The sequence below is a fragment of the Candidatus Egerieousia sp. genome, from assembly GCF_056211015.1.
Window position 1 is genome coordinate 1 of sequence record NZ_JBAELF010000131.1, and the last position, 23,991, is coordinate 23,991.

Genomic DNA, 23,991 nt, shown 5'->3' on the forward strand with positions numbered 1-23,991 from the left:
ACTTGGCCGACAACAGTCACTGCTCCGACTGAATCTAATATTAACAGCACTAATTTGGTATGGACAAGTGTTCCCGGCTATACAGCCGTTCAATTCCAGGCATTGGTAGAAGCGGGGGTTGTCTTCCTGCCTGCCGCCGGCTACCGGGATGGGCCCAGCGTGGACGATGTGGGCAGCAGCGGCGGCTATTGGTCTTCCGCGGCCGATGGCGGCAGCAGCGCGTACCACCTGCGCTTCTTCGGCGGCAATGTCCTTCCTGCCAACTACAGCTTTCGCTACCTCGGCAGGTCTGTCCGTCTGGTTTCGGTTGTCCAGTAACTTTTGCATACCAACCAAACAGTTGTAAAGCAAGAAACAAACAAAACACAAACCATTTTTTTCTGTGTTCAGCCGCCTCCCCCTGCAAAGGGAGGCGTGCTGCACAGAAAAAATTTAAAAATAAAGCACCGTGTCAGGAATGAAGGAAAGACTGAAGGTTGAAGAGGCTCCCAGGCCGGATTCCCGCTCAAAGCGGACAGTCCGTTTGCTCAAGGTGGGTGCATTCGTGCGCGCATACGATTGGAGTGCTTGGTTGCTCAAGCGGAATGGTTCACCCCTGAACGAAGGCCTTGACACGAGTGATGGGGGTACTCACATATTCGTGGGATTTCCTGTAGCCAGCATAGACAAATTCATCCCCGAAGGTTGTGAGCAACTGGCTTCTGAAGACGGGCTCCCCACGGAGTGGATATTCCCGGAGAACAGGTTCCCTCCGGAGGAAAGGTACGATATCCTCGACACGGAGTATTCCAAATGGCAGTCTGAAACTCTTGCAGGACTCCTGACGGAACAGCAGGAGCGCAAGGAGAAGAAAAAGACGAAACAAGCCGGACAGAGGGCGGCGGAGGATGACAACATGCATATGGAGGTGTCTGCCCACCCGCTCAGACTCACGGATATAGTTCGTCAGATAATGCGTTTCCCTATAGACAGCCGCTCCCCTCAGGAATGTGTTGATTTCATCCGTCAACTCAAGGACGAGCTTTTAGAACTGCTATGATGCACCTCTGCAGTACAGAACATCAATGCAAAAGTTCACAGGCATCCTGTCTTTCCGTCGTTTTTCGGTAAAGAAAGATTCGCAGGCCACTTGCGGCTCCCAGACGTTCCGTGAGTGGTGAGTATCAGAGGGTGCCGTCAACGTGTTCGGGAGTTGTCTTCCTGCCTGCCGCCGGCAACCGGAATGGGACCAGCGTGAACAATGTGGGCAGCAACGGCAACTATTGGTCTTCCACGGCCAATGGCAGCAGCAACGCATACAACCTGAACTTCAACGGCAGCAATGTCAATCCTGCCAACAACAACAATCGCAACAACGGCAGGTCTGTCCGTCTGGTTTCGGTTGTCCAGCACTTTTCATTGTGTTCTTGATATATGAAAACTGAATTTTGTTACGATTCTCTTCTGGCCGATCTTCGTGCTGCATATTTTGATGCACGCAAGCGCAAACGTAATCGCAGTTACCAGATACGTTTCGAATCCCGTCTTGAAGAGAATCTCCTTGATTTGTGCAATGATTTGTGGTGGCGGACTTATAAGGCAAGGCCGAGCGAGTGCTTCATAGTGACAGAACCGAAAAAAAGAGAAGTGTTTGCCGCTGATTTCAGGGACAGGATAGTCCATCATCTCTACTGCAATTACGTGTATGACCGTTTTGTCCGATATTTCATAGCCGACAGTTATTCTTGCATAAAGGGACGGGGTACGCTCTATGGCATTCATCGTTTAGAACATCACATACGATCTGAGAGCCTTGACTATACAAGGCCGTGCTATGTCCTCAAACTTGACATACGCGGCTATTTCATGCACATAGACAGGAATCGCCTTCTTGGTATGGCGCTTTCTTTATTAGACAGGCTTCAAAGCAGAGGTGATACGGAGTTGTCCGACGGCCATTTTGACTTCTTGAGATACCTGACTCGTGAAATAGTCCTCCTTGACCCGACACGAGGGTGTCATATCAAAGGCAGTCTGTCGAATTGGTCCGGACTGCCGCACAGCAAGTCCATGTTCCGGGCAGCCCCCGGCTGCGGGCTTCCCATCGGAAATCTTACCTCTCAGATGTTTTCCAATGTGTATCTGAACGAACTGGACCAGTACATGAAAAGGGTCCTTCACTGCCGGCATTACGGGCGTTATGTGGACGATTTCTACGTGGTGTCTTCAGACAAGGATTGGTTGCTTGGACTGATACCTTCGGTGCGTTCCTTTCTGCGCGATAATCTCGGACTTGAACTTCAGGAAGGTAAGAACAGAATATGTAATGTCTACCATGGTGTTCCCTTTCTTGGGGCATTCATAAAGCCTCGGCGTTCGTATGTCTCAAACTCCACTTTGAGACGTATGCGTGGAAAGATTGATTTGCTTGAGCGCACACTGCCTCATCCAGACAAAGCGCATCTGCGCTCTTCAATAAGCAGCATGATGGGTCTTATGCGTCAGCACAGCAGCTTTAATTTGCGTTTCACACTTGTCCGAACCAGGATGAGCCCTTTCCTTCAATATGGCAGATTCGATACAGGTCTCACTAAGTTTATTCCATTAACCCCTTAGCCAACCCTGTGCTGCGAACGGAATCCCTTTGCCCTTGAGGCCATAGTGAATTCATATTCGGGATATCTGGGACATTTCAGACGCATCCGGGTAATTGGCGATGGCAAACGATGGTAAAAGCCCGGTAAACTATTCGAATAAAAAAGAATTGTTATATATTTGCAATATGTACACAATAAACGAGATAAAGGGAATAGTTGAGAAGGCTCTTGTGGAGTTCGAGTGTCACAAAGACCCCAAGGAACTGTACGCTCCAATCAGTTATATGATGGCCATCGGCGGAAAACGTCTGCGTCCGATAACTGCGCTCATGGTATGTTCAATATTCAAGAACAATATTGAAAAAGAGGATATAAAGCCGGCAATAGGCCTTGAGGTGTTCCACGCATTCACTTTGATTCACGATGACATTATGGATAAGGCCGCAATACGCAGGGGCCAGCCTACCGTATACAAGAAATGGAACAGCAATGTTGCCATTCTTTCCGGTGATGTAATGAGCATAAAGGCATATTCGCTCATAAGCCAGTGCAGGGGCGAGTATCTGCCGCAGATATTGAAGCTGTTTTCCGAAACTGCAGCGCAGGTCTGCGAGGGCCAGCAGTACGATATGAATTTCGAGAAGCTTCCTTTCATTACAATGGATGACTATATTGCAATGATAGGCCTGAAGACAGCCGTCCTGATTGCCGCTTCCGCAGCAATAGGAGCAATAATGGGCGGCGCTTCCGAAAAGGAGGTCAATCTCATATACAGGTTCGCATATCTTCTTGGAATAGCATTCCAGATACAGGATGATTATTTCGATACATTCGGTGATGAGCACGTATTTGGCAAGGCAATAGGAGGAGACATACTCAACGACAAGAAAACCTGGCTTCTGGTAGATGCTTTCAGGATGGTTACTCCGGCCAGGCAGCCTCAGTTCCAGGGGCTTCTGGCTATTGACAGCAGCCGGGCATCCGAGAAGATAGAGGGCTTCAAGGCCTTATATACAGAACTCGGAGTGAAGGACAGGGCGCAGGAGGCCATAAGCGCATATTACAGGCAGGCTCTTGAACTCCTCAACGGCAGCAATCTTACTGAAGTCCAGAAGGATACGCTCAGGGAATGGGCCGATATGGTGGTGAAAAGAATAAAATAAAAACAAATATATTATGGAATTTACAGCAAAGAGCAACGCTATTTTCGAGCAGTGCATCAACGATTATCACAAAACCGACAACGTTGACGCTCCAATCAACAATCCTTATGAGGTGAAGAGCATAGAGTTCTATCTTTATCTTAAGAACTGGATTGACACGGTTCAGTGGCATCTTGAGGACATCATCAGGGATCCTCAGATCAAACCTGAGGAGGCTCTGCTCATAAAGAGAAGGATTGACAAGTCAAATCAGGACAGGACAGACCTTGTTGAGCTCATTGACAGCTACTGGCTCGACAAATACAAGGATGTTGAAATAAAGTCCAACGCCACAATCAACACAGAATCGCCAGCCTGGGCTATAGACCGCCTTTCAATCCTTGCTCTCAAGATATACCACATGCAGGAGCAGGTGAACAGGAAGGATGCCTCCGCAGACCACATTGCAGCATGCTCAAAGAAACTCTCAGTGCTTCTGGAGCAGCGCAAGGACCTTTCAAGCGCCATTGACCAGCTTCTTTCAGACATCGAGGCCGGAGCAAAATACATGAAGGTCTATAAGCAGATGAAGATGTACAACGACCCTTCACTGAACCCTGTACTCTACGGTAACAAATAGTTTCATTATTTTCTACAGCGATGGCATATTCAAGGAACATACTTGTGGTGAGGCTTTCGGCCCTGGGCGACATTCTCATTTCCGCACCCCTGATAAAGGCTTACGCCGCAGCCAACCCCAAAGTCCTGTTCACATTGCTTTATGCACCTGCCACGGAGGGATTTTTCAAGGATATTGATAACGTGAAATTCGTTCCTGACCCTCTGAAGAAACAGAAGGCAGGCGTGGCAAAGGTCCTCAAGTTCGCAGGGGAGCTCTCAAGGAATGCCAGAGAGCAGGGCTCACCGATCACCATGGTTGCCGACATCCACGACGTCCTGCGCACAAAGGTCTTGAGAACCTGGTTCAAGCTCAGCGGAGTGAAATGCGCTTCAATTGACAAGGAACGCTCGCAGCGCAAGGCCCTTACAAGGGAGAAGAACAAGGTATTCGCTCCAATAAAGAGTTCCATGCGCAAATATGAGGAGGTCTTTGTAAGACTGGGCCTCAAGGACTTGAATGTGAGCGGAAACCAGGTGGAGGCAAGGTATCTTTCACCATCGCCGTACAGAAAGATAGGAATAGCTCCTTTCACAGCGGAAAAAGGCAAGCAATGGCCTCTGGAGTATGTGGAGGAGAGCATAAGGATACTCAGCGCAGACCCTAACAACCGTATTTTCCTCTTCGGAGGCGGTAAGTCGGAGCTGCAGTTCCTCTCTTCTCTGGCTGAGAAATACCCTAACACGGTGTCTGAAGCCGGAAAGCACAAGCTCATAGAGGAGGCTGCAATAATTGCTGACCTTGACGTTATGGTAACAATGGATTCCGCCAACATGCATCTTGCATCGGTGGTTGGGACAGCGGTGATTTCAATCTGGGGCGCAACCCATCCGTACGCAGGTTTCTACGGTTACGGGCAGAATCCAGCCTGGGCAATGGGCCTGGATATGCCTTGCAGACCTTGCTCCATTTACGGTAACAAGCCTTGCACAAAAGGCGACTACCCTTGCCTTCGCGGAATAAAGCCGCAGGATCTGGTTGACAAAATAATAAAGTTAACGGCAGGGGCGAATCAGTGATGTCAACGGAGTCCGCAAATCTTACAGCCACGGTAATAAGGCATACAGGCAGCAATTACCTTCTGAGTTCACTTCCGGAGTGGAATCCGTTTCCAGCCGTGATAAGGGGAAAGCTCAGGCTCAAGGGTGTGAAGACCACAAACCCCATTGCTGTTGGAGACATTGTTGAATACAAATACGAGAGCGGTATAGCACAGGTCGATGGCAACACGCCCGTTGTGATTACATCAGTGGCTCCCCGCAGGAATTATATAATAAGGAGGGCGGCCAATCTCAGCAGGCAGTATCATATCATTGCCGCAAACGTTGACCTTGCACTGCTGGTTGTAACAATAGATTTCCCTGAAGTCAAATGGCCTTTCATAGACCGCTTCCTGGTTACCTGTGCCGCATACGGCGTTCCGGTGAAGATTGTTGTGAACAAATACGATACCGTGATTGCCAACGAGCAGGTAAAGGAACGCTATGACCTGTTCAGGATAATATACAAAGGGCAGGCCGGTTACGATATTCTCAGGACTTCAGTTGTTGACGGCACAGGCATTGACAGCCTCAGGGAGCTCTGCCGCGGGAAGAAAGTCCTTCTGAGCGGCCAGTCAGGAGTAGGGAAATCATCATTGATAAACATACTGAATCCCGAACTGGATTTGAAAACAGCGGACATTTCGGATGCGAACAACCAGGGCAAACATACCACAACCTTCTATCAGATGCACCCTCTGCCTTGCGGTGGTTGGGTAATAGACACACCGGGGATCCGCGGATTCGGAATAGTGGACTTGAGGGAGGATGAGCTAAGCACCTATTTCCCGGAAATGCTCCGTGTAAGCGGCGACTGCAGGTTCACTCCCTGTTCACATACGCACGAGCCCGGATGCGCAGTTGTAAAGTGCGTAGAGGAAGGCATGATATCCGAGGAAAGATACAATTCCTATCTCGGCATGCTGGAAGACAACAGCGAGGGCAAGTACAGAAAATGAATTGAAGAATGAAAAAGTTTTCACTGAATAAAGAGGTTCTCAGGCTTTCGGTGCCAAGCATCTTTGCCAACATAACCCTGCCTCTGGTGGGAATGATTGATATGGTGCTTGCAGGAAAGATTGGTACCACAACCTGCATAGGAGCCGTGGCCATTGCCACAATGCTCTTTGACATGCTTTACTGGAACATGTCGTTCCTGCGTCTTGGCACAAGCGGTCTTGTTGCGCAGGCATTCGGACGCAAGGACCAGAGAGCGGCCATGATGGCTTTTCTCAGGGGCATAAGCACTTCAACGCTCATTGCAATGCTTATCTGGGCCATCCAGTATGTGTTCGTTGATTGCGTTCTCTATTTCACCAATACATCTCCGGAGGTTGAAAGACTGGCAAGAAGCTACTATTTCATCCGCATCTGGGCGGCTCCTGCAACCCTTGGTCTGTATGTTTTCAAGGGCTTTTTCATTGGAATGCAGAATGCAACGGCTTCAATGATCGTGGATCTGGTTGTAAACATAGGAAACATTCTCCTCAGTCTTCTTTGCGTGGCCGTATATCTCATGGGTTTTGACGGAATTGCAATGGGAACACTGCTGGCACAATATCTGGGACTGATTGTTGCCATAGCAATAATGCTCATCAAATACAGGAAGATGTTCTCCTGCCTGGGTGGAAAGGGCTTCAAGGAACTTGCAAAGGAAGTCCTGGACAGGAGCGAGATAATCAAATTCTGCAGCCTCAATTCAAATCTGTTCATACGTTCTTTAGGAATGCTCTGCATCTACTGCGGATTCACAGGCCTGTCCGCCAATTACGGCGATACCATGCTTGCAGTCAATGCCATAATTCTGAAGATACTTATGCTTTACTCCTTCTTCCTCGATGGTTTTGCATACGCAGGCGAGGCTCTTACCGGAAGGTTCATTGGCGCAGGGGATTCATTGAATCTCAAAGGAACTGTAAAAATCGTGTTCCGTTGGTGCTGGGGGATATGCATTGTCTCAGCCATCATATATTTCCTCTGGATGGAGAATCTGGTTGCATTCTTCACCGACAACAGGTCCGTGATTGCAACCGCAATGCATTACAAGGCCTGGCTAATAATTCTTCCTGTAACCAGCTGCGTTGCCTTCACCTGGGATGGAATATACATTGGCGCCACCGCCTCAAAGCCTATGCGTAATTCCGTAATCCTTTCCGTTATAGGCTTCTTCATTTTCTATTACTGCATGAAGAGCACAATGGGCGTAAGCGCAATCTGGGGAGCATATCTGCTTCACGTGATAATAAGAGGAGTGTATCTTACGTTAGTTCACAAGAAATACATAGTCCTTCCGCAGGACTGAAATTCAGCCGGATCAGGTCATACAAAGATTTCGTGAAGGACCTGCAGGCTCTTCAGTTCAATGTCGTGGCCAAGATGTATGGAAAGGTATTTCAGCAAGCCCTGGATCAGTGAATTCCTGGTGGCGCCGTTGCTTTTCACCTCATCCATTCTTTGAAAATCAGTATTAAGGAGCCTTTTAAGCAGATCTGTTTCCACTGGCCGCAGATATGAAATTCCGAAAGTTTTCTGCTCGGGGTTCTCGAATGAGCCCGTGTTGAGGGCAAAGACGTCAGTCTGTTTCTGGTTGTAGTTGCTCTGTGGTTTGAAGCCTATGATTGAGCTCAAGTGTATCAGGAACATCAGCGGGAAATTTGCGAGGCTGCCTTCCTTGGCTGCAAGCATCTGTGTTGTGGTCTGGAGGAAGGTGAAAAGCATCTGGTTCGGTTCCTCCTCTACAACCGTTTTAAGGAAGAGTTCGCTCATGAACATTGCCATGCAGCCTTTGAGCATATTGTTTCGCAGGGGGCTGAGGTCAAAGGCCGGTGAGACTTCCTTGATTGAAGCCATTGTTCCGTTGGCCTTTGAATACAGGCTCAGATTGAGTATTGCAAGGGGGTGGAAGATCTGCAGGCCGCCTCTGCTGCCGCGTTTGCCCATTCCGGCTGCATATACGGCGGTGCGGCCGTGCTTGCTTGAGTAGCATTGCACAACCAGCGATGATTCTGCGTGCTTGATTGTCCGCAGTACAATTATGGTATCTTCCTCAATCATTGTTGACTGTTGTTTTCAACAATGTGAAGATATGATTTTTTTTGCATTTCAAGAAAATATCTATAAATTTACAAATTAGTGAGAACAATCAGCAAATATCGTCCAAATCTTCTCCCTGAAAATCTGATGGGGGGGGGTATTTTCATTTGATAATTAGCAAGTTACGAGTTTTTTCACAGTTTCTGCCAAGGGACTGCTATTTTGCTGTGTCCGGGCGTTTACCGGACATTGTAATAAACCGATCCACCATTGCAGCATTGTGCAGCAGGGTTTTTATGGAACCAACGAAAAGATTTGCTTAAATTTTTAATGTTTACTAATATGAAAAAATTATTTGTTTTTTTGGCTATTTTGTCAAGTATGCTGTGCCTTGCCAGCTGTGGCGTTGGTGTCGTTTATAACACGATCTCAGAAGGAGAAAGATTGCCATCATTAACAAAAATCACTGAAACTTCGAATTCAGTATGTCCTTCTGGTGGAGATGAGGATGGCCTGTTATTTTATGCTCTTGATGTTACGAAAGAAGGGCATTATGATATCTATAAGAAAGATAAACCCACATCAAATACAACAACTCAAATGACCGACTTAGGAACAACAGGGTTTGCCTATTTCCCTAGATACAATAAGGTTACGGACAGAGTTGTTTTTTGTATGGGCTATCAGATTTACTTAATGCCCGCTTCCAAAGGCAAAGCTTTGACTCAAGTAACAAGTCCTAATAGTGGGAGGGATAACCATCCGGACTTTAACCCGGAGGGGAGTCTTATTGTATATGATAGGGTTAAGGCAGTTGATGGCATTTATTATGACTCCACATCTGAAATTTGGATAAAGAATATGCAGAATGGGGATAATATTTTACTTGGGAAAGGTTGTTTCCCTAGATTCTCGCATGATGGAAAAAAGATTGTTTTTTCTAAATGCGAGAGTGGCCAATCACAAATATGGGTTATGGATGTTGATGGGGAGAATGCTCAAAGAATAACTGATAATAATTCTATCCAATGGGTGCTGCACCCATGTTTCAGTCCTGACGGAAAATATATAGTTTTTGCTGGAAAAGAAAAGCGAGATAATTACAATAATAATTGGGATCTATACATTGTTCCTATTGAAGGAGGGGATCTTATAAGATTGACAATTAGTAAATCATTAGATTCTGAGCCTTATTGGTCTTCAAATGGATACATTTATTTCATGTCAGATAGAGGAGGCAAGGCGAAAGACTATCATATTTGGAGATTTAAATATTCGGAATAACACAAACGGGCTTGATTTATAGACTGAAGATCCCGACCATTTAGTTCCTATGGTCGGGATTTCTGCGTGATGGGGAGTCTGCCAGCTTTCTTGCGGTTCGCAGTTCCGATATCACTACAGCTCTCACCGCCCGCGGCTGGCTGGGAGAATTCGAGGCCTATAAGATGTATGCCCTTTCCGACTATAAGGTTCGTAATGATGCCTCATACGAGAAAGATTATCTTCTTGGGAAATACGGGGCCACTCCGGTTATGGATGACCTTGCAAAAGTGTTGAAATGATATGAGCGCAGGATTCAAACCGGTAAAGAAGACTTTCCTCATCGTCTGTGAAGGAACGAATACCGAACCGGAATATTTCAATGCGTTCCGTCTGACATCTGCTACCTATTCTATTCCCGGCGAGGCTAAGATGGAACAGGAACTCAAATCGTTCAGAAAGATAGAAGACTCCTTTCAAAAGATTGTGATAGTAGGTTACGACATTGCCACATATACGAATGATAATTTTCAACTGTCTCATCCGTATGCGCGGATGAACCTGATTTCTTCTGGTCAGCTGTTGTAAAAAATCTGTTATCTGGAGAGTTGTATGTATATTAATATTATTTATGTGTACCATTTTGGTACATTGACAATTCTTGCTATATATTCTTGCGAAAAATTGGCATTATGGTAGTTGTAAGCAGTAGAGAATTCAGGGCTAATCAAAAGAAATTCTTTGACCTTGCCCAAAGCAATCTTGTGATTATAAAATCACGCAGTCACGGGTGTTATAAACTGGTTCCCGTGCTAGATTCCGATACCGTGATAAGTGAAGCCGAACTTCAGGCCAAAATCAACCGTGGAATAGCTGAATACGAATGTGGTAAAGCTATTGCTATGAAGGAAGGCGAATCTTCGGAAGCGTATCTCGCACGGCGGCGATGAGCTTTTGGAAATGAAACGCCGGTTCTTCAAATCATACGCTGTCTTTTGGGCAAAGTATTTCAGCGTCGATGACAAGATGAGACTGATCGAAGCAGACGTGCACTCTCTCAATGAGTTCCGCACTTGGACTTTTGCAATTCATTCGCACAGGCGAATTAGTTTAACTGAGAAAACTTCTTTCAATACAAACGGCCTGCTTTGGAGGAATGTCAGCAGACCGTTAAATTATCTAATCAGTCCGATGTTCTGATAAACCGCGCTATTCTCTCGTTCACTATTTTCAAGTAATGACGTTTTCCCTTGTCTGATAGGAAACTGCGCCCTATAAGAGCCGAAGAAGTTTCAGGGAAAAACATATACCTGTCCAGAATTTTGGTAACACGAGACGCCAATAGTCCTATTCTCAATCCAAAGCGCTCAAAATCGATCCGGCAAGGATGTCCTGTATTTTTATAGACATCGCTTCGGGCAATGTTGGGTGAAAGGCCACCAGCCAAACCCAGGTCATCACCGTTAATATGGAGACTTGTATTCAGAAGGTCATATGCCGGTGCAAGCCGGTAATCTTCGCCCTGAAGAATAAGGGAGAAATTCTTCAGATGGTCATCACCATTTGCGTAGATGTAGTTGAACACCACAAGGTCGAAGAATCTTTCCATGTCCACCATCCAGGCTGACACATTCTTCCTTATCGCTTGTGCTATATCCTCGTAGCATCCGCTGTACTTGAAGTGTTTTCCGTCCGTCGGCTCGTTACGTCCGAGAACCGAAGCAAAGTCCTCCATTGGGAGTTTGGATCCGTCAGGAAGTATGTCGAAACGCTTTGTTATATATACTGTCTCACCTTTAGGCGTGAAACACAAGCCATTAGCAGCCGTATTGATTCCATACACCCCAGAGGCAATCTGCATAGTCAGATTCTCGTTAGCGGGAATCTGTTTGCGGTCAATAAGGGTCTTATCCCACGGTGCCGGTTTAAGAATATATGTCGAACGGTCATCATCGCCTGCAATCCTTATTTGGGAATCCCTCAGTACGGCCGGGAATTTTTCTTGAACCCCGGAAACAGATAATCTTTGCATAGCTTCCGCAACCTGGCCGGTTGTACGGAACTCATCTATGTTAAAATCCAGTATGTGGCTTATCTTCTTTCCGTCAAAAAGAGTTTGACGGGCTTTAGGACTATATGTCTGGTATCCTTCTGCAAGGGTTGACGGACAATTGACTATATTTATCATTTCTGTATGATTTTAACATGGACAGCCCCTATGAAATCTTTCCCGGCCATAGCCGAAAGCATACCGAATGAATCCTCCTCGTCGATTCTCAGATGTCGGCATATAACGCTGCGATTTGCTCCTTCCGGCAGCATATTGGTAAAAAACGGAAACAAATCTGCAGACTCGAATATCTCCCTCGTCCTGGGAAGTGTCACCGATATTGACTTCCCACCCGAAAGCAGATATGATGGGTCATAACGGAACTCATAACCCTTTCCAGGGTGATATTCAGTCAACACTCCGGCTTTCTCATTGTTGTAATATACACCAAGTTGTCTCATTATTCTTCAGTAATAGTATTTCGTACCCTACATATTATCTCCAGCCCGAGAACATCCATTATCTTTGACATAGTCGCAATTGATGGATTTCCTTTCCCCCTTTCGATATCCTTTATCGTTGCAAGGCTCAGCTGGGCCATCTCCGCAAGTTCTGCCTGTGAAATGGATAAGAACTTACGCCGTGCTTTCATTGTATCTTGTAGGTTCATGAGTCTACTATATTATACTTTTGATGCAAAGGTATGGTAAATTTTTATTATTGTCAAACAAAAGTTTATTAAAACAAACTTATTTAAATGTCAATGTAGCGGCAGGTGGAATATGAAAAAGCTTCGCCACGGAAAGGCGAAGTTTTTCAGATGAAGTGCCTGCCGCTTATCCGGTATCAGTTGTTCAGTGTGGAGAGGAGTTTGCAGAATTCGGCGAGGGCGCGGCTGCGGTGGGATATCTGACATTTGACATCCATGCCAAGCTGGGCGAATGTGAGGCCGTTGTAGCCCTCGGGCGCAAATACGGGGTCGTAGCCGAAGCCTTCGTTGCCAATGCGTTCGAATGTGATGCTTCCCTTCATTATGCCTTCAACAACATATTCCTTGCCTTCACTGTTTATGTAAGCAATGGCCGTGCGGAACTGTCCGCTCCTGTCCGGGGCTTCCTTGAGGTTCTCAAGGAGTTTGTCAATATTCTTGTCCGGATCCTTTCCTTCGCCTGCATAGCGTGCTGTATGAACGCCTGGAGCTCCGTTGAGCCAGTTCATTTCAAGTCCGGAATCATCTGCGAACACAGGTTTGTGAACCTTGTTCCAGATATAACGGCATTTTTGCAGTGCATTTTCCTCGAGAGTGCTTCCGGTTTCAGGTATTTCTTCGCTTATTCCAAGATCGGAAGGGAGAATGAGCTTGAACCCATCGCCCAGATATGCCTGAGCTTCCTTCACCTTGTTCCTGTTCTGTGTTGCAAATATCATTTCCATACACAAAGTTACTTATTTTGTATAACTATCGCTGTGGAAAATATAAAAATGGCTTCAAAATTGCAGTAAGTGAATTTTGAGTATATTTGTTGTTTGGAAAAAATGCTTTTAAAAATTTGACAATATGAAGAATTTGAAATCGGTAGGGATTTGTTTATGTGCCTGTGTGCTTGTGCTGGGCGTGTCAGCCGGTGCGGCAAGGGCTCAGGAGCAGAATTTCAATGCGGGCAAGAATCTTGAGCTTCAATATGATGTGCTCAAGGTGCTTTCGGCCAGGTTCGTTGACAGTGTGAAGGTTGACAAGCTTGTTGAGACAGGAATCCACGCGATGTTGCGTTCATTGGATCCATATACGCAGTTCATTCCAATGGAGGACCAGGAGGCTCTTGAAATGATGACACAGTCAACTTACGGTGGAATGGGTTCGTCAATCAGGAAATATCCTGAGGATTCGCTGGTTACTGTCATCGAGCCTTACAAACTTTCTCCTGCGGCAAAATCAGGGCTGGAGCCTGGCGACAAGATTCTGTACATAGATGGAAAGGATGTGAAACCGCTCAGCGCCGACCAGAGCAGCAAGATGCTTCGTGGAACACCTGGCACAACAGTGGAGCTTGACCTTATCAAGGGACGCAGCGGCGAGAGGAAGAAAATAATCATTACCAGGGAGAAGATTCACGTCCCTGACGTTGCCTGGTATGGAATGCTCGAAAACAAGGTGGGTTACATCAGGCTCACAGGCTTCACCGCAGGCGGAGCCCAGACAACACGCGAGGCTGTGATTGACCTTAAGAAGAAAGGCGCTGAGAAAATAGTTCTTGATTTGAGGAGCAATCCGGGCGGTCTGCTTGATGAGGCGGTCAAGACAGTTTCCATTTTCGTTCCAAAGGGTACAAAGGTTGTTACCCAGAAGGGACGAGAGGTATCAGACGTTTCAATTTACAAGACAATGGAGGAGCCTGTTGACACACTCATTCCTCTGATGGTGGTGGTGAATTCCTCAAGCGCATCTTCTTCGGAGATTGTGACAGGAGCTGTTCAGGATCTTGACCGTGGATTCGTTGCCGGTCAGAGAACTTACGGAAAGGGTCTGGTTCAGGGTATGGCTCCGCTTGGTTACGACGGCGTGCTCAAACTTACCGTTGCCAAGTACTACACACCTAGCGGACGTTGCGTTCAGGCAATAGATTATTCGAACAGAAGGGAGGATGGAAGCGTTGGTACTATTCCTGATTCGCTCAAGAAGGAGTTCAAGACTCTGGTAAAGGGCAGAAGCGTATATGATGGTGGCGGAATCACACCTGATTCACTCATAAAGGAGGATACCTATGCGCGCGTTGTATATTCAGTGGTAGGAAACGCCATCACCGAAGACTTCGCTATCAAGTACTACAAGGAGAATCCTCAGATTGCATCTCCTGCGGAGTTCGTGATTGATGACAGAATCTACGACCAGTTCGTTGAATATGCCTCAAAGCAGGATTTCGATTTCAGGAGCGCTTCGCTGGCCGAACTCGAGCGTATCATTGAGGATGCCAAGAAGGAAGGACTGTATGAAGACTCAAAGGAACTGTTCGACTCACTCAAGGAGAAACTCACCGTAACAAAGGAGGAGGCCCTGAGAAAGAACAGGAAGGCAATATCGTATTTCCTTGGTGCAGACATAGTTGCAAAATATTATTACACCGAGGGGGAAACGGAATATTCCATCAAGGGCGACAGCCAGCTGCAGCAGGCAATCAAAGTTTTTTTGCAATTTGGTGAATAATGCGTATCTTTGCAACCCCCATAAAACGGGGTAAATAAATATAATTAAAAGATTAACAATTAATTATGCCTACAATTCAACAGTTAGTTCGCAACGGTAGAGTGGCTATTGAGGATAAATCAAAGTCACCTGCGTTGGATGCATGTCCTCAGAGACGTGGAGTTTGTGTGCGTGTTTACACCACAACTCCTAAGAAACCTAACTCGGCAATGCGTAAGGTTGCACGTGTCAGGTTGACTAATCAGAAAGAGGTGAATGCCTACATCCCTGGCGAAGGACACAACTTGCAGGAGCACTCGATTGTGCTTGTAAGAGGCGGTCGTGTAAAGGACCTTCCAGGAGTACGTTATCACATTCTTAGAGGCGCTTTGGATACTGCTGGCGTAGATGGACGTTTACAGTCACGTTCACTTTACGGAGCAAAGAGGCCTAAAGCCTCAAAGGCCGGAGCAAAAGCTAAGAAGTAAGTCATTAATCATTTAAATTAAAAAAGAAATGAGAAAAACGAAGCCTAAAAAGAGGATTCTACTTCCTGATCCTAAGTATCATGATGTGTCGGTGACACGTTTTGTGAACAATCTTATGTTGCAGGGGAAGAAGAGTATCGCTTATGCTATTTTTTACGACTCAATTGACATGGTCGGCGAGAAGATGAAAGATTCTGACAAGGCTCCACTGGAGATTTGGAAGAAAGCTTTGGAGAACATCACACCGCAGATTGAGGTAAAGAGCCGCAGGGTTGGTGGAGCAAACTTCCAGGTTCCAACCGAGATTCGTCCGGACAGAAAAATTTCTTTGGCAATGAAGAATATGGTTCTTTATTCAAGAAAGAGATCCGGCCGCTCAATGGCTGAAAAATTAGCTGCAGAGATACTGGCTGCATACAATAATGAGGGTGCTGCCTTTAAGAGAAAGGAGGATATGCACAAGATGGCAGAGGCCAACAAGGCGTTTGCACACTTCCGTTTTTAGTACCTGTTAATATTAAATGGCTAGAGATTTAAAATTTACAAGAAACATTGGCATCATGGCCCACATTGATGCCGGCAAGACCACAACTTCGGAGCGTATCCTGTATTACACAGGCAAGACTCACAAGATTGGAGAAGTTCACGAGGGAGCTGCCACAATGGACTGGATGGTTCAGGAGCAGGAGAGAGGTATCACCATCACTTCCGCTGCAACCACTGCATTCTGGCACTACAACAATCAGGTTTATCAGATAAACTTGATTGACACTCCGGGTCACGTTGACTTCACGGTTGAGGTTGAGAGGTCTCTGCGCGTTCTTGATGGTACCATTGCTACATTCTGCGCAGTAGGACGTGTTCAACCACAGTCCGAAACAGTTTGGAGACAGGCGGACAAATACAAAGTTCCTAAAATCGCCTACGTTAACAAGATGGACCGTGTGGGTGCGGACTTCTTTGCCGTAGTGCGCGAGCTTCATGAAAAACTCGGAGCCAATGCAGTTCCTATCTGCATTCCTATTGGCGCCGAGGATAAATTCCAGGGAATAGTTGACCTCATTGACATGAAGGCATACGTCTATGACCAGGACAGCAAGGAACTTGTAAATTATCAGATTAAAGACATTCCTGCAGAATTGAAGGAGGAAGCTGAGGAGTGGAGGGCAAAACTTCTTGAGTCAGTTGCCGAGTTCAATGATGCGATAATGGAAAAATTCTTTGATGATCCTTCAAGAATCACCAAGGAAGAAATAATAGACGCACTCAGGCAGGGTACCATAAGCATGTCGGTTGTTCCTGTCTGCTGCGGTTCTTCATTCAAGAACAAGGGTGTTCAGTTCCTTCTGGATGCTGTGATGAGATACCTTCCTTCACCTCTTGACAAGAACATGGTTGAGGGAACCAATCCTCGCACCGAGGAGTCGGTTATCAGACATTCGGATTCAAAGGAGCCTTTCTGCGCTCTGGTATTCAAGATTGCAACCGATCCTTTTGTTGGAAGACTTGCATTCATGCGCGCTTATTCAGGCAAGCTTGATGCAGGTACATACGTGCTCAACACACGTTCCGGCAAGAAGGAGAGAGTTTCACGACTGTTCCAGATGCACTCTAACAAACAGAACCCTATAGAGTTCGTTGAGGCAGGTGACATCTGCGCCGCCGTTGGTTTCAAGGAGCTCCGCACAGGTGATACAGTTTGTGACGAGAACAATCCTATCATTCTTGAATCAATGACATTCCCTGATCCTGTGATCGGTCTTGCAGTAGAGCCTAAGACTCAGAAGGACCTTGACAAGCTCGGTATTGCGCTTGGCAAGCTTTCAGAGGAGGATCCTACATTCACAGTCAAGTCAGATACAGAAACAGGCCAGACAGTCATAAGCGGTATGGGTGAGCTTCACCTCGATATCATTGTTGACCGTCTGCGCAGGGAATTCGGTGTTGAAATCAACCAGGGCGCACCTCAGGTGAACTACAAGGAGGCTATCAAGTCAACGGTTCAGCACAAGGAGGTATTTAAGAAGCAGTCCGGCGGTAAAGGTAAGTTCGCTGATATCCTCGTTGAAATCGGTCCTGCCGATGAGGGTGTCACCGGTCTTCAGTTCGTGGATGAAGTCAAGGGTGGTAACATTCCTAAGGAATTCATTCCAGCCGTTGAGAAAGGCTTCAAGGCTGCAATGGTAAATGGTGTTCTTGCAGGCTACGAGGTAACTTCAATGAAGGTCATTCTCAAGGACGGTTCATTCCATCCTGTTGATTCAGATGCCCTTTCATTCGAGATTGCTGCACGTCAGGCATTCCGCAAGGCACTCAGAAAAGCAACACCTGTCATTATGGAACCTATCATGGCCCTTGAGGTTGTAACACCTGAGGACTATATGGGTGATATCATCGGTGACTTGAACAAACGCAGAGGCCAGATCACAAACATGGACTCTAACGGCAATGCAAGAATAGTCAAGGCACTGGTTCCGCTTTCTGAGCAGTTCGGATACGTAACGGTACTCAGAACCCTGTCTTCAGGAAGGGCAACCAGCACAATGACTTTCTCACATTACGCCGAGCTTCCTGCTGCACTTGCAAAGGATGTAATAGATAACTCGGGGAACAAGTCACTTGCAGATGATGACGAATAAAATAGATTAGTTAATTGGTCAAAAAACAATAAGATGAGCCAAAAAATAAGAATAAAATTGAAATCTTACGATCATGCTCTCGTTGACAAATCAGCGGACAAGATTGTAAAGACTGTAAAGGCTACCGGCGCTGTGGTAAGCGGACCTATTCCACTCCCTACAGACAAGAAGATCTTTACTGTAAACCGCTCAACCTTCGTTAACAAGAAATCAAGGGAGCAGTTTGAGTTGAATTCTTACCGCAGACTCCTTGATATCTACAGCTCAACTTCAAAGACAGTTGATTCTCTCATGAAGCTCGAGTTGCCATCAGGTGTAGAGGTTGAAATCAAGGTCTGATAGAGTACAGATTCAAATATTCAATGAAAACAAGTCTTCCGCAAACTCGCGGAGGGCTTGTTTCCTTTTTGCAGCAATGGCAAACTATAATATCTTATAGGTGGCCTTCCCGCACTTTATGAATACCTTTGCAGCTTACAAAAAGTACTTGTTATGAAATGCCTTTTTACTGCGATAGTTTTTCTTTTCGTTTTTTTCTATACTGTTTCATCTGCTGAAGGTTTTACTTGCAACCTTCAAGGGGGTTCTGCGGTTGATGTAATTTCCGAAACTGCAAACGATATAGAGGAGGACAGCCTTCAGAACATTGTTGTTCTTGGCGGAAAGGTGAGATCTCAGCTGAGGCTTGAACCGACATCCTCTTTCTCCAGGACTTCCCTGCAGATAGAGAATTCCCATATAAGGAGCATCGCTGATTTCGCGGCGCTTGCAGGGAACCTCTTCATGCCCGAGTATGGTTCAAAGATGACCTCCAGCATATACATAAGGGGAATAGGCAGCCGTATGGATAACCCTGCAATAGGTCTGAATGTCGACGGCATGCCTGTGCTCAACAAGAACGGATTTGACACGGACCTCTGGGACATAGCCAGGATAGACCTTCTGCGCGGACCTCAAAGCACTCTTTTCGGCAGGAACACCATAGGCGGCGTGCTGAATATTCATACACTGTCGCCGGTGAACTATCAGGGTACAAGAATAAAACTGGGATACGGAAGCGCCAACAGCTATGATATAAGTGCCTCAACATATCAGAAAGTGTCGGAGAAAGTGGCTTTCTCGCTGGGAGGCCGCTACGGAGCCACCGATGGGTTCTTCAGGAATGCCTTCAACGGCAACCGATGTGATGATGGCAGGAGCGGGGCCTTCAGGGGAAAGTTCATCTATACTCCGGACCGGCGTTTCACCTTGGAAAACATAGTTTCGTTCACAAGGGACGTGCAGGGAGGATACGCATACGGCCTGTATGATCCTGCAACGGAGACCACTGCGCAGGCGAACTACAACGATATCTGTTCATACAGAAGGACTCTGGTGAGCGATATGCTCAAGCTCAGCTGGAATTTCGGCTCCTTCACTTTCTCAAGTGCCACAAGCTGGCAGTATCTGCGTGACTGCATGACACTTGACCAGGACTTCACACCAAAGAGCATGTTCATAATGGAACAGGCACAGAGGGAGAACGTTATCAATCAGGAGTTCCTCTTCAGGAGCATTGATGAAGAAAATGACTCATTCAGCTGGATTACGGGTCTGAGCGCTTTTTACAAATATAATCACATGAACGCTCCTGTGACTTTCAGGAAAGACGGTATCACGGGTCTTATACTTGACAATATAAATGCTCAGATACATAAGGTGATGCCAATGGCCAACCTCGTGTTCGAGGATATGGAGAACCTTCCGCTGGTGAGCGCGTTCAAGACACCCGTGACATCGGTTGCGCTCTTTGCCCAGACGGAGGCTGAAATTGTTGACAAGTTGAAGATTGTTGCAGGACTCAGGCTTGACTATGAACATACATCGTTCGATTATGCCTGCCATAACACCATAGCTTATATGATGACTCCGTTCCAGAAGGCTTTCACATATGTTGACACCGATTTGAAGGACAAGCTCGAGGACAACTACTTCACACCTCTTCCAAAACTGAGCCTGATTTACAGCTTCGGCGCCGGCAGCAATGTGTATGCGTCCGTTGCAAGAGGTTTCAAGGCAGGCGGTTACAATAACCAGATGTTTTCCGACATTCTTCAGAACGAGATGATGAAGAACCTCATGGGTGCTGGAATGGGCGGCATGGGAGGCGGTGCCGGAAAGCCGGCAGGAATGGGTTCTGAAGCCGCGTACGATGTTGAGGACATTATCACTTACAAGCCTGAATACAGCTGGAACTATGAACTGGGCCTTCACTACAACAGCTTTTCAGGTGCTTTCGGTGGAAATGCTGCGTTGTACTACATAAGCTGCACAGACCAGCAGATAACTGTGTTCCCAGATGGAACAACAACGGGAAGAATGATGACCAATGCAGGAAAGTCACGCAGTTATGGCCTGGAACTGGATGCCTGGTATTATCCTGTGAATGATTTGAGGCTGTCGGCTTCATACGCATACACCAATGCCAAGTTTACCGAATACAACAACGGTCAGAAGGATTTCAAGGGCAATTTCGTGCCGAATGTTCCGCAGAACATGGTTTCAGCGGGTGCAAACTACACCTTGCGCAATGTTTGTGGACTGTTTGACAACCTGAGCCTCAATCTTGCGTGGAACGGAACAGGAAAGATTTACTGGGACGAGGAGAATGAAGTTTCGCAGAAATTCTATTCCCTGCTCAACGCAAGCATAATATTTGAAAAAAGACTTGATGGCTGCGGATTCAATCTAGAAGTATGGGGGAAGAACATTGCCGACGCTCCATACAACTCATATTATTTCGTTTCAATGAACAATGCCTTCTTTGCCAAAGGCAAACCGGCCCGCTGGGGCGTCACGCTTTCGTTTGACTTCTAGGGAATCGGACATTCTCCAGTGTAATAGACAGCCTTTCTGTTCAGCACGCTGACTGCTCAAGAGCGGCCACAATTACCAGGATTTTGTGGCGGCTTTGTCTGTTTTGTCCACAAAATCACTGAAAATGTGGAAATATCGCATAATTTCAGCCATTTCTCCACAAATGGCCGCAATTTGTGGACAAAAAAATTGTTCGGAGCAGCTATGGCATAAGCCGGACCTGACCGTCATTTTAAAACATGGCTGGCAAAAACTTGAAAAAAATTACGAAATTTGTGGAGCAGTATGAAGTAATTGAAACTTATGGCTACAAAAGCAAAGAAAGTATGGTTCTGCATCAGTTGCGGAAACGAAAGTCCCAAATGGATGGGCCGCTGCCCGGCATGCGGGGAATGGAACACCATGCACGAAGAACTCGTGAGCAAGGATGAAGGAAGTGCCAGAACCTCCCGCTCCCGCGCATTCATAGACACTCTTGAATACAAACCTCAATTACTCAGCCAGGTAAAGAGTGATGAGGAACCTCGCATAAGGCTTTCGCAAAGTTTTATTTGTCCCACTTGCAACGGCAAAGCCGCGGGAAGTACCATATTGAATGGCTTGAGCGAATTGGACAAAGTTCTTGGCGGCGGACTTGTTCCAGGCTCACTTATACTCATTGGAGGCGAACCGGGCATAGGTAAATCAACGCTTTCCCTGCAGATTCCTCTGCGCTGTTCCAATCTGAAAACCTTGTACGTTTCAGGAGAGGAGAGCGTGAAGCAGCTCAAGATGCGCGCCGAACGCCTGAGCCAACAGATGGTTTTCAATTCAGGGAGGCAGCATTTGGAAGCGCATTCGGAAGGTGGAATAAAACCTGACACAAACGGAAGCACAACAAATGAGCCAGAAACAGGAACAGCTGAATGGAGCGCACTGAACAATTGCTGGGTGCTTTCCGAAACCTTGCTTGAGAACATACTCAAACAGGCAAAGGAGCAGGCTCCGCAGCTGCTGATAGTAGACTCTATACAAACAATCTATTCTGAGAACATTGACTCTTCAGCAGGCAGTGTTTCGCAGGTACGTGAATGCGCCGCATCACTGCTGCATTTTGCCAAAGAGACAAACACACCAACCCTGCTAATTGGCCACATAACAAAGGACGGCACAATAGCAGGCCCGAAAATCCTGGAACACATTGTTGATGTAGTGCTTCAGTTCGAAGGTGATACAAGACATTCATACAGAGTTTTAAGGAGCATCAAGAACAGGTTTGGTTCAACTGATGAACTGGCCGTTTACGAAATGACTGGTAAAGGCCTGAGGGAAATCCTCAACCCTTCAGAACTGTTCATCCCAATGCACGGCGAAGACCTTAGCGGAGTGGCTGTGGCCGCAATGGTTGACGGCAACCGGCCGTTCCTGATTGAAGTGCAGTCCCTGGTGAGCAGCGCAGTTTACGGTGTGCCGCAAAGAAGCGCCACAGGATTTGACGTGCGTAGAATGAACATGCTTCTTGCCGTTCTGGAAAAGCGCGTTGGTTTCAAACTGAGTGCAAAGGACGTGTTCCTCAACATTGCAGGAGGCCTGCGAATAAGTGACCCTGCCTGTGACCTTGCAGTAGTGGCGGCAATACTTTCCTCAAACTTTGACATTGCAATACCTGCACGAACAGCATTTGCCGCTGAAATAGGACTCAGCGGAGAGATACGCCCCGTAAGTCAGGTGGAAAAACGCATAACCGAGGCAGAGAAACTTGGCTTCGAACAGATTTTCGTCTCAAGCTTCAACAAACTGTCTCTGGGAAACCAGAAGAAAACGGGTAATTACTTCCAGAACATAAAGATCCGCCAGATTTCAACAATCGCCGAGCTTGTCCGCGCCATCTTCCAGAAATAAAGAATTGAAACGCCTTTGTCGCAGCTTCCGTATTAGAAAAGAGACTTTAGTATATTCTCATTTATCTTGAGCATTCTTTGAAGTTGCTTATCTCCAGCATTATATTCAAAATGAAGCTGTTTAGCCAGTTCTATTTTCTGACCAGCTGTAAGCGTGTTCAAATCCTTTGACTTGAACTGCTCTTTTGCAATTTTTATTGCAGCAATATATAAATCATTATCATTATAATAAATAGATTCTCCCAGCAACTTGGCTATCTTTGAATACGTTTCAACGTTGCGCGAAATCATATAGAAGTATTGTTTTGCATCTCTGAATACAAGTTCAGCCATTGAAACCTTGCAGAATTCCAATGGCGGTACATATCCATCAATAATAAGGGTGTCACTGAGAAAATCAGCATTTTTTGTATGCATCAGGTTTCTGATTTTTCTCGTTCCTATTGCCATGCCGCCCAATTTGAAATATTTGGAAACAATTGGCTGAAAGAAACAGATGCTTGTTCCCCATGGATATGAAAACGGCGTAACATTACTATTGACTACAAAACCATTCCTGTTAACATAGACTATGGAGTTCCTGAAATATGCAATATCCTCTATCTGGAACAATTTTAACTTGAACTGCTTTAAATCCAAGCGTCCAGGAAAACAATATTCAAGACGATCCACGAAATAGTTGAAAAAACTCATTATCTGCTGTTCGTCTCCTCCAATCACTAAATGAATATGATTGCTCATCAATTGAAATGCATATATCTGTATTTCTCTGTTCATTAGCGCAGATATACCCAGAATCGACATACCAGTCTTGAAATCTTCTTCAGTAATGAATATCAGAGGGTGATTTTCGGAAGTACAAGCATTGTAAACCTGCCCTAAACTGTTAAATGTATCTGTACATACCTGTTCTCTGTAATAAAATTCTTCTTTTTCCATAGCATAATGATTATGAGCCGGCTGTTAGCGGCCAAGTTTGAAATAGGTTCACTTATTTGCTCGCCGTTTTGAAATCTCCTTGAAAAATGAAACCCTCATGACATAATTTGTAGTCGCCAAAGTTCATGAAAAGGGTTGACGCCCGTCTATATTATATACACCAATATACATTAGACTATGGCAGACATCCAGTTCACACAGGTCGTATCGCGCGGTTGCGGTATG

At 46.2% G+C, this 23,991-nt stretch carries 23 protein-coding genes and 2 pseudogenes; 19 read left to right on the top strand and 6 right to left on the bottom strand.

Going from position 1 to position 23,991, the window contains the following annotated elements:
* From AC06L3_RS08540 to AC06L3_RS08580, 9 genes and pseudogenes are all read left to right on the top strand, one after another.
* Positions 1-318: pseudogene (locus tag AC06L3_RS08540) on the top strand (hypothetical protein); the annotation flags it as partial.
* Positions 319-457: 139 nt separating this feature from the next.
* Positions 458-1,039, top strand: a complete 582-nt coding sequence (locus AC06L3_RS08545) for a hypothetical protein (protein WP_475670200.1) — start codon at positions 458-460, stop codon at positions 1,037-1,039.
* Positions 1,040-1,149: 110 nt separating this feature from the next.
* Positions 1,150-1,410 carry a hypothetical protein gene (locus AC06L3_RS08550; RefSeq protein ID WP_475670201.1) on the top strand — a complete coding sequence of 87 codons (261 nt, stop codon included), beginning with the start codon at positions 1,150-1,152 and terminating at the stop codon, positions 1,408-1,410.
* 3 nt (positions 1,411-1,413) lie between these two features.
* On the top strand, positions 1,414-2,595 hold the full coding sequence (locus AC06L3_RS08555; protein ID WP_475670202.1) for an RNA-directed DNA polymerase: 1,182 nt from the start codon (positions 1,414-1,416) through the stop codon (positions 2,593-2,595).
* Positions 2,596-2,761: 166 nt separating this feature from the next.
* On the top strand, positions 2,762-3,739 hold the full coding sequence (locus AC06L3_RS08560) for a polyprenyl synthetase family protein (RefSeq protein ID WP_475670203.1): 978 nt from the start codon (positions 2,762-2,764) through the stop codon (positions 3,737-3,739).
* 13 nt (positions 3,740-3,752) lie between these two features.
* Positions 3,753-4,358, top strand: coding sequence for a DUF4254 domain-containing protein (locus tag AC06L3_RS08565; protein WP_475670204.1), 606 nt, complete (start codon positions 3,753-3,755; stop codon positions 4,356-4,358).
* Between the two features lie 20 nt (positions 4,359-4,378).
* Positions 4,379-5,416 (top strand): glycosyltransferase family 9 protein, encoded by a 1,038-nt coding sequence (locus AC06L3_RS08570; RefSeq protein ID WP_475670205.1) that lies wholly within the window; start codon positions 4,379-4,381, stop codon positions 5,414-5,416.
* Positions 5,416-6,396, top strand: coding sequence for a ribosome small subunit-dependent GTPase A (gene rsgA, locus AC06L3_RS08575; RefSeq protein ID WP_475670206.1), 981 nt, complete (start codon positions 5,416-5,418; stop codon positions 6,394-6,396). Before AC06L3_RS08570 ends, rsgA begins: the two co-directional genes overlap by 1 nt.
* Before the next feature lie 8 nt (positions 6,397-6,404).
* A complete protein-coding gene (locus AC06L3_RS08580; RefSeq protein WP_475670207.1) occupies positions 6,405-7,739 on the top strand; it encodes an MATE family efflux transporter in 1,335 nt (444 codons plus the stop codon).
* Positions 7,740-7,756: 17 nt separating this feature from the next.
* Here AC06L3_RS08580 and recO read toward each other — a convergent pair whose 3' ends face one another.
* Positions 7,757-8,491 (bottom strand): DNA repair protein RecO, encoded by a 735-nt coding sequence (recO, locus tag AC06L3_RS08585; protein WP_475670208.1) that lies wholly within the window; start codon positions 8,489-8,491, stop codon positions 7,757-7,759.
* 321 nt (positions 8,492-8,812) lie between these two features.
* Between recO and AC06L3_RS08590 the strand changes: the two genes are divergently transcribed.
* The 3 genes from AC06L3_RS08590 to AC06L3_RS08600 all read left to right on the top strand — a co-directional run bounded on the left by AC06L3_RS08590 (position 8,813) and on the right by AC06L3_RS08600 (position 10,683).
* The gene (locus tag AC06L3_RS08590; RefSeq protein WP_475670209.1) at positions 8,813-9,754 is read left to right on the top strand and encodes a TolB family protein; all 942 of its coding nucleotides are present in this window, start codon (positions 8,813-8,815) and stop codon (positions 9,752-9,754) included.
* A 282-nt stretch (positions 9,755-10,036) separates the two neighbouring features.
* Positions 10,037-10,321, top strand: a complete 285-nt coding sequence (locus AC06L3_RS08595) for a hypothetical protein (RefSeq protein ID WP_475670210.1) — start codon at positions 10,037-10,039, stop codon at positions 10,319-10,321.
* Positions 10,322-10,425: 104 nt separating this feature from the next.
* Entirely contained in the window at positions 10,426-10,683 is a 258-nt protein-coding gene (locus AC06L3_RS08600; protein WP_475670211.1) for a prevent-host-death protein, read from the top strand.
* A 233-nt stretch (positions 10,684-10,916) separates the two neighbouring features.
* On the opposite strand, the gene AC06L3_RS08605 is transcribed toward AC06L3_RS08600, so the two are convergent.
* The 4 genes from AC06L3_RS08605 to rdgB all read right to left on the bottom strand — a co-directional run bounded on the left by AC06L3_RS08605 (position 10,917) and on the right by rdgB (position 13,217).
* Entirely contained in the window at positions 10,917-11,921 is a 1,005-nt protein-coding gene (locus tag AC06L3_RS08605; RefSeq protein WP_475670212.1) for a HipA domain-containing protein, read from the bottom strand.
* On the bottom strand, positions 11,918-12,244 hold the full coding sequence (locus AC06L3_RS08610) for a HipA N-terminal domain-containing protein (protein ID WP_475670213.1): 327 nt from the start codon (positions 12,242-12,244) through the stop codon (positions 11,918-11,920). Before AC06L3_RS08610 ends, AC06L3_RS08605 begins: the two co-directional genes overlap by 4 nt.
* Entirely contained in the window at positions 12,244-12,435 is a 192-nt protein-coding gene (locus AC06L3_RS08615) for a helix-turn-helix transcriptional regulator (protein ID WP_475670214.1), read from the bottom strand. Before AC06L3_RS08615 ends, AC06L3_RS08610 begins: the two co-directional genes overlap by 1 nt.
* Positions 12,436-12,629: 194 nt before the next feature.
* Positions 12,630-13,217 carry an RdgB/HAM1 family non-canonical purine NTP pyrophosphatase gene (gene rdgB / locus AC06L3_RS08620; RefSeq protein ID WP_475670215.1) on the bottom strand — a complete coding sequence of 196 codons (588 nt, stop codon included), beginning with the start codon at positions 13,215-13,217 and terminating at the stop codon, positions 12,630-12,632.
* Between the two features lie 124 nt (positions 13,218-13,341).
* On the opposite strand from rdgB, the gene AC06L3_RS08625 reads away from it, so the two are divergent.
* The 7 genes and pseudogenes from AC06L3_RS08625 to radA all read left to right on the top strand — a co-directional run.
* Complete coding sequence (locus AC06L3_RS08625; RefSeq protein WP_475670216.1) at positions 13,342-14,985, top strand: S41 family peptidase; 1,644 nt, start codon at positions 13,342-13,344, stop codon at positions 14,983-14,985.
* Between the two features lie 65 nt (positions 14,986-15,050).
* Positions 15,051-15,452: a 30S ribosomal protein S12 gene (gene rpsL / locus AC06L3_RS08630; protein WP_475670217.1), complete on the top strand. Its 402-nt coding sequence runs from the start codon at positions 15,051-15,053 to the stop codon at positions 15,450-15,452.
* Between the two features lie 28 nt (positions 15,453-15,480).
* On the top strand, positions 15,481-15,957 hold the full coding sequence (gene rpsG / locus AC06L3_RS08635; protein ID WP_475670218.1) for a 30S ribosomal protein S7: 477 nt from the start codon (positions 15,481-15,483) through the stop codon (positions 15,955-15,957).
* A 16-nt stretch (positions 15,958-15,973) separates the two neighbouring features.
* Positions 15,974-18,091: an elongation factor G gene (fusA, locus tag AC06L3_RS08640; protein WP_475670219.1), complete on the top strand. Its 2,118-nt coding sequence runs from the start codon at positions 15,974-15,976 to the stop codon at positions 18,089-18,091.
* Positions 18,092-18,124: 33 nt separating this feature from the next.
* Positions 18,125-18,430, top strand: a complete 306-nt coding sequence (rpsJ, locus tag AC06L3_RS08645) for a 30S ribosomal protein S10 (RefSeq protein WP_475670220.1) — start codon at positions 18,125-18,127, stop codon at positions 18,428-18,430.
* A gap of 153 nt (positions 18,431-18,583) precedes the next feature.
* Positions 18,584-20,947 carry a TonB-dependent receptor gene (locus AC06L3_RS08650; protein ID WP_475670221.1) on the top strand — a complete coding sequence of 788 codons (2,364 nt, stop codon included), beginning with the start codon at positions 18,584-18,586 and terminating at the stop codon, positions 20,945-20,947.
* Positions 20,948-21,250: 303 nt separating this feature from the next.
* Positions 21,251-22,759 (top strand): annotated as a pseudogene (radA, locus tag AC06L3_RS08655) (DNA repair protein RadA); the annotation flags it as partial.
* Positions 22,760-22,860: 101 nt separating this feature from the next.
* On the opposite strand, the gene AC06L3_RS08660 reads toward radA, so the two are convergent.
* Positions 22,861-23,766 (bottom strand): transposase, encoded by a 906-nt coding sequence (locus tag AC06L3_RS08660; protein WP_475670222.1) that lies wholly within the window; start codon positions 23,764-23,766, stop codon positions 22,861-22,863.
* Positions 23,767-23,991: the final 225 nt, after the last annotated feature.